This window comes from Streptomyces sp. NPDC017529 (assembly GCF_044329785.1).
GTDB lineage: Bacteria > Actinomycetota > Actinomycetes > Streptomycetales > Streptomycetaceae > Streptomyces.
Map to the genome: position 1 here is coordinate 33,165 of NZ_JBIRJY010000020.1, position 13,480 is coordinate 46,644.

A 13,480-nucleotide genomic window follows, 5' to 3' on the forward strand; every position below is an offset into this window, starting at 1 on the left:
TGGAATGCCAGAGCACCACGGGCACTCCGTGCATAGAAGGTCAAACCGGGTGGTCACGGGGCCCGCGCCGAACGCACGACGAAGCGGGTTGGTGCCGGCGGTGAGGGAGTTGGAAGAGCCTCTGAAACCTCTGCCGTGGAGCGGGCAGCCATCGCGGCAGCAGGGGTGACGGCCGGTCAAACCTCGTGGTCAGGTCATGCGGCCTGCCCGAGCCGGCGTGCGTTCTGGGCCCTCTCGGCCTTCTCGGGACGGGCCCGCCGACTGGTTGGCGGCCGCGATGATGCGGCCAGGACATCACCGTCCTGGAATGCCCCAAAGGACCGGCCGACAAGCCGTTCCTCGAGACGGTCTACGTGGTGAAGGGCGACTGAGCTTGTTCCTTTAACCGTTAGGGAACAAGCTGAGGCCGGGCGGGAACAAGTTCTTGTCGACGTAGTAGGCGTAGTAGTTCTCGCGGGTGTGCAACTCTCCGCTTGGGGGTGTGCTTCCGGTTCGCGCAGATTGGCTGTTCCGCTTAATCCGAAGCGATCACGTGAACAGACCGACGTTCCCCGATGTGGTGGCACTTTCAGCGCAGCCCTCTTCCCTTCCCAAGGGATTGGGGGGGCTCCTTCCAGCTCGTCAGGGCCCTTCTGCCGTGGCGAGAAACTGACTCGCGACCCAGTGGATCGCCAACCCGGTACGCATGTTGCGCTGAGGAGCGGTCCACGGTGCCTCGGCGGTACAGGGCGCCTCAGTCAGCCCTTTCTATGAGAGCTGCGCAGGGCAGGCTGTCGTCGTCCGTTGCCGCGGCGAGGAGGTCCAGCGCGGTGGAAGTGACACGCGCCTTGAAGATCGATGCGGCCTCCGGTCCGGTCCAGTTCCGCCCGGAGCTGTAGGCAAGGAGTTTGAGTGCCTGGACCTGTTCGTCCCGGCCTGCTTCGGCAGGCAGCGACGCGAACAGCTCGTGTACAGGCCGGCTGTGCACGGCGTCGGCGACCTCGGACACCGTTACACGTCCGGCATCGGCCGGAGTAGAATCCGCCGCCTGGTCCATAGCAAGGGAATGCAGTGCAAGGGCGATCTGCGCTCGGGCCTTGGGCTCTATGCTTTCCGGTGTCGCTTTCCATATCTTGTAGCGGCCTTCGAGGGCTGCACGGCACTCCGGGTCTGCCACAGCAAGGCTGTAGACCTGACGGGCGAAACGTTGGCAGTACATCCACACCGTTTCCTGTTCAGCGCCCATCGAGAGCTCCTCCCTCTGCGTGGTGTGCCCGTGCAGCACCAGGCAGTGCTGCACGGGCAACTGGTTCTATACGCACTTGATGTTGAAGACGTCACTATCGAGGTGCCTGGACTTCGGCCTGTTGTCGTGGACGATCGTCCCGTAGACCCGGGTCATGTAGCTCCAGTTTCGGGAGGTCGGGTGACAGGTGAACTTGGCGTTGCTGGTCGCTTTCGGCAACGGGCACTGGTAGCTCACGTTTCCGTTCGCTATGACTAGCCAGTTTCCTGTTTCGGGGTAGTAGCGCAGCAGATCTGCTTCGGTCCTGCAAGTCTCGGGGCGATTCGGCGTGCAGCTGCTCATTGTCCCCAGGCCCGTGATCACGTTCCCGGTCTTGAAGGGTTTGAAGGAATTTATCTTGCAGGTGATGAGGTGATCCGGGTCTGCCAGATCTCCCGCCGTGATCGTGGCAGTTGTCGCCTCGGAATCGGGGTCGTCATCTGCCGTATTCGCCCACGCAGGCGTTCCTGCGGCGATAACCAAAACAAGTGCGGCGAAGAGTCCCCAAGCAGACTTGAAGGAACTTCTCATACATTCCCCTTTCCGGTATTCCGTGGAGTGAGTCGAGCGTTGTGTAGGTGCAGGGGAAACATATCTTTGGCCGCCGTGACCGGGAAGGGTGTTGTGAGCCAGTAGGTGAAACCGCCACATCCCCGCCATCCGGGAAGCAAGGACACTCATTCCACTTCCGGGCATCAAGCGGATCTACGCATTCCATCGATGGCGCTTACCCGGTGCGGTTTCCGGTACGTCTGCACCTGACTCTCCGGTTGCCCCCCGGGGCTCCATGGTTGGCGCGTTGCTGGTGCGACTTCGGTGGCTCAAGAGCGACCGAACAGGGTTCTCCCAGATACTGGAAGAGATAGGCAGAAACGGCAAGCCAGGGGGTTCTCGCCGCCGCCGGTGACCAGCCCCCACTGGCCGCAGACGGCAGCGGTACAGGTCCCCGTCACCTACCGGGAAGCGGAACCCGGAGGCCGTGAATTCATCCAGAAAGCGCCCTCAAGGCGGTCGGCGTCGACGCGCCCCTCGAACCATCCCGGCGTGCGCATCAGACGCTGCACGTCCGGTCAAACCGGATGGTCAGTCACGGGGCCCGCGCCGAACGCACGACGAAGCGGGTTGGTGCCGGCGGTGAGGGAGTTGGAAGAGCCTCTGAAACCTCTGCCGTGGTGCAGGGCGCCATCCTATGCGGTCTTCGCGAAGGTCTGGGGCACCGTCGTGCCGGACGTTGCACCCGCCCGCTCGGCACACGCCCGGCGCAGGGCAGCGGTATGGGAGGCGTCGGCCACTCGCCGCCGCTCGGCACGCACGTCCTCGAGGGGAGTCGGGCCGCCGTCCGGGGCCGGCTCGGGATCCGGGAAGGCGCGGCGGCTGAGTTCGCGCATCGCTCGGTGCTGCCGTTCGACCGCTTCGGTAACGCCCGAGCTGACGTGCTGGCCGCGTGGGACGGCCTGGTGGGCGGTGAGCGAGCGGTGGAAGCCGGGCGGGGCCATGCCGCGGGTCTTCACCGGCGTCTCGGGCGCGGCCGCCGCCTTCGGGACCACGGCCGCTGTTCCGGCTTCACGCGCTGCACGCTCCGCTCGGGCACGGCGCAGGGCCGCGGCGTGGGAGATGTCGGCCTGGCGGCGGCGCTCGGTGCGCGCCTGCTCGATCGAGGCCGGCGCATCACCGGGAACGGCATCAAGCTCGGAGAGCGCCCGGCGGGACAGCTCGCGCATCGCCTTGGTCTGCCGTTCCATCGCCTTCGCGATGGCCGGGTTCACCCGGGGCGGCGGCGCGGCCTGGCGGTGCGCCTCGATCGCGCGCCGGTACCCGTCCGGCGGCGGCCGGCGCTCCACCTGGACGGCGGGCAAGGCGGGCGCGGCCGCGGCCGCCGTAGTGGCGGGGCCGGTCTTCACGGGCGCGGGCGCCAGGACGTGCAGGGCGCGGACGTTCGCGTCGGGTACCCGCCCGTTGGCCGCCGCGATCAGCTTCGGGGCGCTCCAGCGCAGCTTCGTGCCGACGGCCGGGGCGGCGGGGACGACGTCCAGGCGGCCGGTGTCCGCGTCGAACGCCACGGCCTGCACGCGTCCGGCGAGCTCGGGCACGGACGCGGCGAGGATGGCGTCGAAGGCGGCGAGGACGGATCCGCCGGCGGCCGGGGCGGCCATGCCGCGCTCGGTCATCATCATGCCGATCGCCGCACCGAGCCCGAGCGGCTCGCGGCCGTCATGGCGTACGGCGGTGCCGGTGCGCTGTTTCGGCTTCTTCGTCCGGGTGGCGCTGTTCTTCTTCGCCGCTTCCCGGGCCGCGGCCAGGGCCTGGCGGGCGAGGTCGACGCCGCTCAGCTCGCCGGTCATTCGGTCACCGCACCGCCGGCGTCGTCGTCCAGCGGGCGCGCGGCGAGGCCGGGCAGCCGCTCCGTCCACGACGCGGGCCTCTCGGGCCGGGCGGCGGAGCGCTCGTGCAGCTGCTCCAGCCGCGCCGCCAGCAGGTACTCGGCTACGCGCTCCCTCGCCGTGCCGGCGGCCTTCGTCGCGGCGGCGACGGCGTCCGCGCCGGTCGGGTTGTGCCGGAACCAGGGGCGCCCCTGCTCGGTCCGGAACGCACGCCGGGCCTCGGCTTCGGCCTCCTCGGTACGGCTCAGCACCGCCAGGGCGTCGGCCCGGTACTCGCCAGCGGCCTGCTGCGCGGCCTGGAACGCGGTGAACGCGTACGCGTCCGCAGCGGCCTGTGGATCGGCCTCCAGGGCGGCTACGTCGGTGATCTCCAGGAACTCCTGCCACGCGGCGGCGGTGCTGTCACCGATGGCCGTGCGGGCCCCGGCGACGCAGGCCGCGATGCTGCCCGCATCGCTCAGGTCGGCGGACCCGGCCGCCGCAAGGAGACCGGCCTCACCGATCAGGGCCTCAGTCTGACGGCGGTGGTCGCACGCCTCGCACAGCCCGACCGCCTGGCCGCGCCCGCAGTCCTCGCACGCCAGCGCCTGGCGGACCGCGTCGGCGGCGGCCGCGGCCTGGCGCTCGCGTTGCGCCTGCTCGGCTGCTGCCACACGGGCCGCATCGCGCCGGGCCCGCTCCTCGCGGGCCTGCTCCTGGCGCCACGCGCTCGAGCGGAGGTGAACCGTGCCTTCCGCGTCCCGGGGCGCCGCAGACGGCATGCTCTCCGTGCGAGCGTGCTCTCCGCGCAGGCGGAGGTGACCTTGAAGTATTCGACGTCGAGTTCACCTCTGCTCGCATGGCAGGAGAGCCGGTCAGGTAAGGAGGCGGGCTGCCGTTTGCCGAAGCTGCTGAGCTTCGCTCATCCCCTCGAAGCGGCGCAGTCGTACGCGCATGTCCCGCAGCGCGGCCTGGACCTTGATTGAGCGGATGCCGTCGGCGCAGTCAAGGAAGGTGTCCCAGGAGGTGAGGGCTCCGTCGAGGTTGCCTCGGCGTAGGCGTACGCCGGCGAGGTCGGCGTGGACGATGGCGCGGGTGCGGCGGCGGTCGAGGCCGTGGATGTCGAGGGCGAGGTGGAGGTGTTCTTCGGCGGCGGGCAGGTCGCCGAGGCGGGAGAGGATCATGCCCGATTCGTGGGCCCAGCGGCCGGGTGAGTAGTGGGCCGCCCATGAGTCGCCGGGGGTGGCGGCGGCCGGGCGGCCGATGGCCGCTTCGGAGGCGGCGAGGTGTTTGGTGGCCAGGTGTCGGTCGTCGTCCTGGGCTGCGGCGGTGGCGAGGGTGGCTTCGTAGTAGGCGATGGCGCGGGCGTTGTCGAGGTTCTTGCCGTGTTCGACGCAGGCTTCGCCGAGCTGGACGGCTTCGGCTCTAAAGCCGAGGTCGACGCACTGGACGGCCAGGCCGCGCAGGGCGGTGGCCGACAGTTCGGGGTCGCCGGCTTCGGCGGCGAGGCGGAAGGCGTGTGCGTAGTAGCCCTGGGCCAGGCCCCGGAGCTCTGGGGTGTCGCCTTCGTCCTGGGCCATCCATCCGGCCAGGTGCATGAGCTGGGATGCGGCGGCGAACAGGGCGCGTCCGGTGGCTTGGGTGAAGGAGCCGTTGAGCCAGGGGGCGACGTCGTCGGTGAGGTAGCGCACGGCGAGGTGGCGGGCGTGGCCGCCGCCGAGTTCGGCGGCGGAGTCGCCGAGTTCGGCGGCGGAGTCGCCGAGTGAGATGACCATGCGCTGGACGGCGGCGACCTCGCCCTTGCCGACGCGTACCGCGCCGGCGGGCGGGTTCTTGGTGCGGCGGGTGATGCTGTCCGGGTCGGGCAGGCCGAGGGCGGCGAGGGCGTATCCGCTGGACGCGGTGACGAAGTTCCGGCGGTCCACGTCGCTCCTTCCCAACTCCAGGGCTGAGGCCACGGTATCGGTGCCGACATTCGCTGGAGGGGGTGTGTCCGGCACGCCGATCACGCGGATATCCAGATCTAACACCTGGGCGAGGTAGGGCCACCAGTAGGCGGGGGTGCGCTCCCCCGTGAGCCAGCGGCGCGCGTACTGGCGCTCGACCCGCTCCGGGTCGCCGCTCTCGGCTTGGCCTGCCGCGCGGGCCAGGTCGGTCGGGCCCCACCCGCGCTCGGCGCACGCGTTGCGGATGAGCTGCGCGATGGCCTGGTTCTTCGGCATCGGGGCCCCTTCCTGACCTACGCGGGCCTACACGGGACTACGCCCGGGCCCCTCCTCCGGCGGTCTACCCGCCCCTTGACTGAACTGCACGTCCAGTGCCTACGTCGCGCGCCGACGCCCAACGGGCCCAGCTGCTGTCCGACGGCTGAAGGCATCTCCGCACCCGCTTCGACGAAGGAGGAACCGTGCTCGCCAGTTTCGACCTCACCCAGCTCGCCGGTCGTACCGTTTTGGTGACCGGCGGGGCCGGGCTGATCGGCAGCCGCATCGCCGGCCTGCTGCGCGCCCTGGGCGCCCGCCCGCTGTCCCTGTGCACCCTCGACGCCTACCCGATCCCGGTCTACCGGGACCTGTTCGGCGTCGACCCGAACAGCCCTGATGTGGTTACCGGGGACGTGCAGGACGCCGAGCTGGTGCGGCATCTGGTGCGCCGCTCGGACTACGTCATCCACGCCGCCGCCCTCGCGGATGTCGCCGCCTGCACCCGCGAGCCGATGGCGGCGCTGCGCACCAACATCACCGGAACCCAGGTCCTGCTCGCCGCGGCGGCTGCCAGCGACCGTATCCGGCGCTTCGTGCTCACGTCCTCGGCCAGCGTCTACGGCAACGGCACCCCCGACGACTGGTCCTCCCCCTGCCCCGAACTGCGCACCGTGCGCGAACTCCTCGAAACCGTCTACGGCCGCACCCCTCCCCGCTTCCATGAGCAGGCGCCGCTGCGCCCGCTGTCGGTGTACGCCAACACCAAGGCGTGGGCCGAGACCCAGACCGACCTCGTGCTGCGGCCGGCCGGGGTGTCGTACGCGGTGGTGCGGTTCTTCAGCATCTACGGCGAGCCGCAGGTGGTGAAGCCCGGCAGCCACTCCTGGGTGGTCGCCCACTTCACCGCCCAGGCCGCCCGCGGCCTGCCCCTGCACCTCAACGGCGGAGGCCACCAGGTCCGCGACCTGATCCACGTCGACGACGCGGCCGCCGCCACCGTCCGGGCCCTGGTCGCCCCGCGAGCACACCAGGAGACGGTCAACGTCGGCACCGGCATCCCCATCAGCGTGCGGAAGGTGGCCGAGCTGGTGCGCGAGCACTACCCGGCCACCACCTTCCTGGAAACTCCCATGCCACCGGGCGACCCGCTCGGCGGCTATGCCAGCACCCACCGGATGACCAACATCCTGGAATGGCGGCCGTCCGTGCCGCTCGCCGACGGCGTACGGCGGTACGCGCGGTGGCTAGACCAGCACCCGCAGGCCGTGCCCGAGCAGTGGCAGAGCCCGGATGAGCGCCCGGTGGGGGCCTAGATGACCGGCGGGCGCCCGAGCCGCGTCATGCGCCACACGGTCCGCCAACGCATCGGCTTCCGAGGCCCGCACGAGGTGCGCACGCCTTCAGCGAACCCGCCGAACCACGCCCGCAGCCCGCCCAGCGACCGGGTCCGCGCCAGCGTCAGCCCCGTCCACACCCCCAGGTAGACAGGGACGAGGAGGGCGGGCAGGTGGCGTTTGGCCAGCCAGACCCGGTTGCGGGCCACCATCCGGTAGAAGACCGCGTGCCGGGTCGGCGAAGTCCGCGGATGCTGAAGCACCAGCTGCGGCTCGTAGACGATGCGCCAGCCGGCATCCAGCGCCCGCCACGCCAGATCCGTCTCCTCATGGGCGAAGAAGAACGCCTCCGGCCAGCCGCCGACCTCCTCCAGCATCCGCATCGACAGGCTGTGCCCGCCCCCAAGGAAGGTGGTGACCTCCCCGCCGCGCAGCGGATCCCCCGCCCGCAGCCGCGGCACATGACGGCGCTGGGTGTGACCGGTCTCGTCCGCGATCCGGAAACTGACGATGCCCAGCCGCTCATCCGCCGCGTGCAGCTCGGCGATACGGGCGAACACGTCCGCGGCGATCAGCAGCCCGTCGTCGTCCAGGTCGACCAGCACATCCACGTCACCGAACTCGCGCAGCGTGCGCAGCGCGACGTTACGCCCGCCGGAGACGCCCAGGTTCTCGTCCAGCTCCACGCCGGTCACCCACTCCGGCAGCTCCGGCAACGGCGAACCGTTCGCGACGACCACCACCCGCTGCGCGGCCGTGTCCTGCTTGGCGACCGAGTCGAGCAGCGCCCGCAGCTCAACCGGGCGGTTGCCCATGGTCAACACGGCGACGCCGATACGGGGATGACGCACCGATGAACTCCGTTCTGCCGACCGGTTGCCCGCGATGCTAACCGCCCCGACCCCAGACCCGCTTCGCCTGACTTACGGAGGACTGATGCCTCAGCTCATCCTCGGCGCCTACCTCAGCACGCCGCACACCGGCCACCTCGGCCGCGGACCCTACGGAGAACTGGCGAAGGCCGAGCTGGCGGAGTTCCTCCGGCACTGGACCGGCCTGCACCGCCAGGCCCTGGCCAGCGTGCGCGACCGCATCCACCCCACCGCGCAGATTCACCCGACCGCGATCATCGGCGACGACGTCATCATCGGCCCGCACGTACGGGTGTACGAGTTCTCCACCGTCCGCGACGGCAGCGTGCTGTGCGCGGGCGCCCAAGTGGGTTTCAACTGCGAGGTCACCCGCTGCTTCCTCGGCGAACGCGCCGTCCTCGGCCACCGCATCGGCATCAACCGCACCCTCGTCGGCGCCGACGCCCACCTCTCCGCCAGCCTCACCATCGCCGCCATCAGCTTGTGGAACAACGACCTGCGCCACCCCGACCGCGAAATCACCTTCCGCGTGCCGGACGGCCTCTACCGCTGCGGCACCCCACGCTTCGGCGGCGTCCTCGGCGACCACTGCCAGACCGGCCGCGGCCGCCCTGATGCACGCCGTCATCCGGCCCGCAATACCGAAGGTCCGCACCGCCAGAGGAACAGGAAAACGAAGACTCTGACGAGTAGCCGAAGCGGCCAGCTCCCAGCGAGCTCGAGTATGGGGGGCAGGCAAAATGTCGAGGATGTCGGTGGTGCTCGGGGCAGTCCGCCACCGGCACCGCTACTCCTACCCAGCAGGCCCAGCCTCCCCTGCCTGGTGGTCACCGCACGGGAGCAACGAGCGAAGAAGGTCCGGAGGATGCGAGCTGCGCGGGCCTGACCACTGAGGCCCACTGCACCCCCCACGCCTCTCAGCGCACCCTGTTTCCGCAGCTCAGTCCCGATTGTCAGAACCTCTCCGTAGCGTTGTGAGTCCTACTCGTGGCGGCTGCGGAGAGTACCCATGGACGACGACCTCCTGAACGTGTTCCTGCGCATGCGGGGGCGTCTGCACCGACTACGACCTGTGGGCCACAAAGGTGGCAGGCCCCGCACCGCTCATCAGGGCTCTCCTAAATGACACCGAGATCGAGGCGGTACGACTGCCCTGGGCCCCTGAGCCTCGTCTCCGCCCAATGGCCTCCACTGTTGCCGTCCGTCTCCGGCGACTACAGAAGATCAGCCACGTCGTCGCGCGCTACGGCGCGCGGACGCGCTGCCAGCCGTCGATGTGCACCGTCACGTACAGGTTCCCGAGAGCGCCGCCATGCTGGCCGGGGCCGCCGAGTTCATCGGCCAGGTCTTTGAGGCCCGCACACTGACGCTACCTTCGCCTGCCGAGGCTCGGCAGGCCGGCGGGGATCTCCCGGAAGCGACTGCTCCCAGATTCCGGATAACGATCGGTTGTCGCGACGCTGACCACCTTCGGTTGGCTGAGGCGTTTCGCCGGAGCCTTCAGCGGGATCCCGTGCTTCTGCATCTGGCCAACGATCAACGCATGCCAGCGGCGCACTTCCACCAACTCAGCAGGCAGGGAGAAAGTGATGGCCATCGCGCCCGTGCGTCGTGTCAGGCTGGCGTGCAACTCCTCCCCGCGTTCCCACACCCGTACGGTTATTGCTGGCAGGTTTTTCGTCACCGGATGGCCAGCTTTTTCACGCTCGGCGATCATCTTCGTCAGATGACGGTAGTAGCGCCGCAGCCAGGCTGGGTTGGTCGGCAGCGGCACCTGGCGCAACACCGCGTTGGTGCGTGGTTCCCAGCCAGCGTGCAGGCCACCGTATCGATTGCGCCACACCCACACGTCCACCGCGAATAACGCTTGCTCACCCATTCTCAGATTCTCATCCGCTGACGCCCGGTACACCAGGCCCGGCGGCAAAGTAGAACAGCGCCACGGGAAGGAGAAGCTGAAACGCCCGTGGCGGATCGTGTGGTGACCAGAGCTTGGCGGTGGGTGACGTCCACGGCAGGTACGTCGAGAACCTGGACACCGAGCTCCCCCAAATCATCGGCGCCGGGCCTCAACGGGGACGACACACGCTTACGTCGCCGCGATGTACATCGCGCCGCCCCAGCCCACGAGTGACTGCCTGTGTAGCTGAGGTGCCAGCGCTCTGAGATTATGAAGCTCGATTTGAGACCTACACAAATGATCATCAGGTCTGTGCCATGTCGACGAAGCGTGAGTAATGGCCTTGGAAGGCTGTGGTGATCGTGGCGGTGGGTCCGTTGCGGTGCTTGGCGACGATGAGGTCGGCCTCGCCGGCGCGGGGTGACTCCTTTTCGTAGGCGTCTTCGCGGTGGATCAGGATGATGACGTCGGCGTTGTCCTCCAGGGCCCCGGAGTCCCGTAGGTCGTTGACCATGGGTTTTTTGTCGGTGCGCTGTTCCGGTCCGCGGTTGAGCTGGGAGATGGCGACGACGGGGACGTTCAGTTCTTTGGCCAGCAGTTTGAGGCACCGGGAGATTTCGGAGATCTCCTCGTAGCGGGAGGCGAAGGGGCGGGTGCCGTAGGTCAGGAGATGAAGAGAGTCGACGACGATGAGGCTGATGCCGGCCTGGGTGTGCAGGCGCCGGCAGTGGGCGCGCAGGTCGGTGAGCGTGGCGTAGGCGTCGTCCTGGATGTACAGGGGTGCCGCGGAGATGTCGGGCATGCGTCTGGCCAGGCGGGTCCAGTCTTCGTCCTCCATGGTTCCGCTGCGCATGCGGTGCAGAGCGACGCGTGATTCTGCGGCGCACAGCCGCATGGACACCTCGTAGCGGCTCATCTCCCGAGTGAACAGCACCGACGGCAGGTTGCTCTTGATGCTGGCGGCGCGCAGGAGGTCCAGGGCGAGCGTCGATTTGCCCATGGCGGGGCGGGCGGCGATGACGATGAGCTGGCCGGGGTGCAGGCCGCCGGTGAGGGAGTCGAGGTCGGTGAAGCCGGTAGGCACGCCGAGGGCGCTTTTGCTGTGGCCGGCGGCTTCGAGTTGGTCCAGCATGTGCTCGATCACGTCGCCGAGGGCGAACGCGGGAGGCAGGCTCCGGCTGTGCCGGACGGTGGCCGCGTGGATCTCGGCCTGCGCCGTGTCGATGATGCGGTCTGCGTTGTCGACGGTGCCTTCGGCGGCCAGGTTCTCGATATGGACCGCCGCGATTTTGATCCGCCGGAGCACGGCCGTGGTCTGCACGCGTTCGGCGTCCTTGGTCCAGGCCGAGCTGCGGGCGGAGCCGCTGGTCAGGGAGAGGAGATAGGCGTTGCCGCCGGCCTTCTCCAGCTGCTTGTGCCGGGCGAGTTCAGCGCCCACCGTGGCGGGATCGGTGTTCTCGCCGCGGCCGTACAGGTCGAGGATGGTGTGGTAGATCAGCTCGTGGGCAGGACGGTAGAAGTCATGGCCCTGCAAAATCTCCACGATGTCGGCGATCGCCTGGGAAGACGACAGCATGGCCCGAAGGACGGCCTTCTCTGCACCCAGATCGTGCGGGGGCGCCGCCGCGGCGTCGGTCTCTTCCTCGGCCATGTGTTCCCTTCGCCTGGCGGGCGTGCGCCCCGCGGTGCCACCTGAACAGCGTAGTGGCGTCTGAGCAGGCAGGGGCCCGGACTCAGGCAGAGGGCCTGGTGCGGGCACGCAGCAGAGCGCGGGTGCGGACGACGAGTCGGCGGGTTTCAGGCTGGGCGGAGCCGGCGCGGGTGTCCCGTGCGGCCGGGAAGGAGCCTTCGGGTTCGCGCGGCGTTCCCCGTGCCTGTCTCGCGGCCGCCGCGAGGATCTGCGGGTCCTCCGGCGCCCTTGCTGCCCTGCGGAGTTCTGGTCTTGGCTGAGCAGGGCCTGAGCCGGCGGGGAAGGGGTTCGGCGCGGGGTCCAGCAGACGGACGGTGCGTACGGTGCCGCTGCCGAGATGAGCGTTCATGGCGCGGATGAGGGCGGGAACGAGCAGACGCCCTTGGACAGCCCAGACCGGCGCGACCGGTTGCAGCGCCAGAGTCCTGGTCCTGGTATCGAAGCCGACGGCGGCCAGGCCGTGGGCGAGTTCCCCGGCGAGGGCCCGCCACTGGGCCAGCACCCGGAGGACAGCAGGCTCTGCCCACTCGGGCTTCAGCTCGTCGAGGACGGCATGGACGGACACCGGCTCGGTGCTCCCCCGCCAGCGGACCGGACGGGCAGACGTTCTGGCAGCACGGAAGCGGCCGCGCCGGGCGTCCTCGCGGGCAGCGGCCAGGGCCAGGCGTGCCGGGTCTGCCGCCGGGCCGGAGCACGCGGTCATCCCGCGTCCGTCCGGGCCGGATGCGGCAGGTCCTGGTTCACCGTCCTGCGGCGGCTGCGCACCGCGGGAGCGGTGCCCGGCATGGTCACCGTGTGGAACAGGCCGGGCAGGCGGCCTGCTCGGGGTTGTGACGGCGGCGCCGGCAGACGCACCAGGGCCAGTCGAGGCATTCGGGGCACTGGGTATGCGGGAGTGTGACGGGCCGTCCGCAGGTTCCGCCGCGGCCGGTGCATTCCTGAAGCGGGGGCCGGTAGCTGACGGCGTCGGCGAGCGTGCGCGCGGCGGCCAACTGGCCCTCGGCTTCTTCGTCGCCTTCCTCGGCCTCATGACGGCGGGGGGTGAGCAGCCATCCGCCGCGGCAGACGGTGCACGGTTCGTCGTCGCGGTCGGGCCGCTCCGGCGGGGCCGGGTGCCAGCCGTCTTCGCACCGGCCGTTGCAGGCGGTGGGGACCAGCAGCCACACCGCGACGTCATCGGGCCCGTAGCCGTCGCGGTGCCCGTCGGTCTCGCGTTTGAGGGGCCGGCCGGCCCAGCTCTGCCACCAGCGGCGCTCGATGCGGGCAGCGAGCCGGGCCGGGGTGTGCCGCCGCAGTTCGTCGTGGACGAGGTCGACGACGGCGGGCGGCACGGCGCCGCCGCAGGCCAGGACGAGCTTGTCGGGCAGCGCGGCCAGCACCGCACGCAAGGGGTCTTTCGCGCTCGCCGCGGTCTGGCACGCCTCGCACTGGTCGCGGTCCCAGGAGCGGGGGAAGTAGGTGCGCGCCCACTTGCGGCGGCGGTCCTTGCGCTTCTCGGGTGCGACGTGCGTGATGCCGGAGGCGTAGTCGGGGCGCTTGGGCAGGGGCCCGGAGCAGGTGCGGCAGCGGTCCCGGCAGGTGCGGCAGCGCTCGCCGTTGGAGGTCTGGGCCTGGCAGGTGGGGCACTCGCGCCGGCACACGGAGCACAGGTGGTCGTCGGGGTGGGGCTGGGGCAGCCAGCGGTGCTCGCCCTGGCAGCGCACACAGCGCCGGGTGTCGGTCTCTTCCCGGTGGGTGGGCAGGACAGGCTGGCCCGGGCACTGGTCACAGCGGATGACGGCCCGGTCAGCGGACGGGCGCAAAAACGTGCTCATGCGGCACTCCCGGCTTCGGCGTGGGCGAGTGGGTCAGCGTAG

At 69.9% G+C, this 13,480-nt stretch carries 12 protein-coding genes; 2 read left to right on the forward strand and 10 right to left on the reverse strand.

Going from position 1 to position 13,480, the window contains the following annotated elements:
* Positions 1–733: 733 nt before the first annotated feature.
* The 5 genes from ACH4K4_RS32430 to ACH4K4_RS32450 all read right to left on the reverse strand — a co-directional run bounded on the left by ACH4K4_RS32430 (position 734) and on the right by ACH4K4_RS32450 (position 5,846).
* Entirely contained in the window at positions 734–1,225 is a 492-nt protein-coding gene (locus ACH4K4_RS32430; RefSeq protein WP_398172285.1) for a hypothetical protein, read from the reverse strand.
* Between the two features lie 66 nt (positions 1,226–1,291).
* Positions 1,292–1,795, reverse strand: a complete 504-nt coding sequence (locus ACH4K4_RS32435) for a hypothetical protein (protein ID WP_398172287.1) — start codon at positions 1,793–1,795, stop codon at positions 1,292–1,294.
* A gap of 656 nt (positions 1,796–2,451) precedes the next feature.
* The gene (locus ACH4K4_RS32440; protein WP_398172289.1) at positions 2,452–3,606 is read right to left on the reverse strand and encodes a DUF721 domain-containing protein; all 1,155 of its coding nucleotides are present in this window, start codon (positions 3,604–3,606) and stop codon (positions 2,452–2,454) included.
* Complete coding sequence (locus ACH4K4_RS32445; protein ID WP_398172291.1) at positions 3,603–4,298, reverse strand: hypothetical protein; 696 nt, start codon at positions 4,296–4,298, stop codon at positions 3,603–3,605. Before ACH4K4_RS32445 ends, ACH4K4_RS32440 begins: the two co-directional genes overlap by 4 nt.
* A gap of 201 nt (positions 4,299–4,499) precedes the next feature.
* Positions 4,500–5,846, reverse strand: coding sequence for a tetratricopeptide repeat protein (locus ACH4K4_RS32450; protein WP_398172293.1), 1,347 nt, complete (start codon positions 5,844–5,846; stop codon positions 4,500–4,502).
* 185 nt (positions 5,847–6,031) lie between these two features.
* On the opposite strand from ACH4K4_RS32450, the gene ACH4K4_RS32455 reads away from it, so the two are divergent.
* The gene (locus ACH4K4_RS32455) at positions 6,032–7,141 is read left to right on the forward strand and encodes an NAD-dependent epimerase/dehydratase family protein (protein ID WP_398172295.1); all 1,110 of its coding nucleotides are present in this window, start codon (positions 6,032–6,034) and stop codon (positions 7,139–7,141) included.
* Here ACH4K4_RS32455 and ACH4K4_RS32460 read toward each other — a convergent pair.
* A complete protein-coding gene (locus ACH4K4_RS32460; protein ID WP_398172297.1) occupies positions 7,138–8,013 on the reverse strand; it encodes a glycosyltransferase family 2 protein in 876 nt (291 codons plus the stop codon). The two genes, ACH4K4_RS32455 and ACH4K4_RS32460, sit on opposite strands and share 4 nt — an antisense overlap.
* 85 nt (positions 8,014–8,098) lie before the next feature.
* Here ACH4K4_RS32460 and ACH4K4_RS32465 point away from each other — a divergent pair, with 85 nt between their 5' ends.
* Positions 8,099–8,920 carry a hypothetical protein gene (locus ACH4K4_RS32465; protein ID WP_398172299.1) on the forward strand — a complete coding sequence of 274 codons (822 nt, stop codon included), beginning with the start codon at positions 8,099–8,101 and terminating at the stop codon, positions 8,918–8,920.
* A gap of 483 nt (positions 8,921–9,403) precedes the next feature.
* On the opposite strand, the gene ACH4K4_RS32470 is transcribed toward ACH4K4_RS32465, so the two are convergent.
* The 4 genes from ACH4K4_RS32470 to ACH4K4_RS32485 all read right to left on the reverse strand — a co-directional run bounded on the left by ACH4K4_RS32470 (position 9,404) and on the right by ACH4K4_RS32485 (position 13,438).
* Positions 9,404–9,913: a hypothetical protein gene (locus ACH4K4_RS32470; protein WP_398172301.1), complete on the reverse strand. Its 510-nt coding sequence runs from the start codon at positions 9,911–9,913 to the stop codon at positions 9,404–9,406.
* A 325-nt stretch (positions 9,914–10,238) separates the two neighbouring features.
* Complete coding sequence (gene dnaB / locus ACH4K4_RS32475) at positions 10,239–11,693, reverse strand: replicative DNA helicase (protein WP_398172303.1); 1,455 nt, start codon at positions 11,691–11,693, stop codon at positions 10,239–10,241.
* Positions 11,668–12,327 (reverse strand): DciA family protein, encoded by a 660-nt coding sequence (locus tag ACH4K4_RS32480; protein WP_398172305.1) that lies wholly within the window; start codon positions 12,325–12,327, stop codon positions 11,668–11,670. Before ACH4K4_RS32480 ends, dnaB begins: the two co-directional genes overlap by 26 nt.
* A gap of 85 nt (positions 12,328–12,412) precedes the next feature.
* Positions 12,413–13,438 (reverse strand): hypothetical protein, encoded by a 1,026-nt coding sequence (locus ACH4K4_RS32485; protein WP_398172307.1) that lies wholly within the window; start codon positions 13,436–13,438, stop codon positions 12,413–12,415.
* Positions 13,439–13,480 lie beyond the last annotated feature (42 nt).

Bases quoted from the DNA above. Each gene is read 5' to 3' on its own strand.
- ACH4K4_RS32480 (WP_398172305.1), bottom strand. From the start codon at position 12,327: ATGACCGCGTGCTCCGGCCCGGCGGCAGACCCGGCACGCCTGGCCCTG.
- ACH4K4_RS32450 (WP_398172293.1), bottom strand. From the start codon at position 5,846: ATGCCGAAGAACCAGGCCATCGCGCAGCTCATCCGCAACGCGTGCGCC.
- ACH4K4_RS32440 (WP_398172289.1), bottom strand. From the start codon at position 3,606: ATGACCGGCGAGCTGAGCGGCGTCGACCTCGCCCGCCAGGCCCTGGCC.
- ACH4K4_RS32485 (WP_398172307.1), bottom strand. From the start codon at position 13,438: ATGAGCACGTTTTTGCGCCCGTCCGCTGACCGGGCCGTCATCCGCTGT.
- ACH4K4_RS32435 (WP_398172287.1), bottom strand. From the start codon at position 1,795: ATGAGAAGTTCCTTCAAGTCTGCTTGGGGACTCTTCGCCGCACTTGTT.
- ACH4K4_RS32430 (WP_398172285.1), bottom strand. From the start codon at position 1,225: ATGGGCGCTGAACAGGAAACGGTGTGGATGTACTGCCAACGTTTCGCC.
- ACH4K4_RS32465 (WP_398172299.1), top strand. From the start codon at position 8,099: ATGCCTCAGCTCATCCTCGGCGCCTACCTCAGCACGCCGCACACCGGC.
- ACH4K4_RS32470 (WP_398172301.1), bottom strand. From the start codon at position 9,913: ATGGGTGAGCAAGCGTTATTCGCGGTGGACGTGTGGGTGTGGCGCAAT.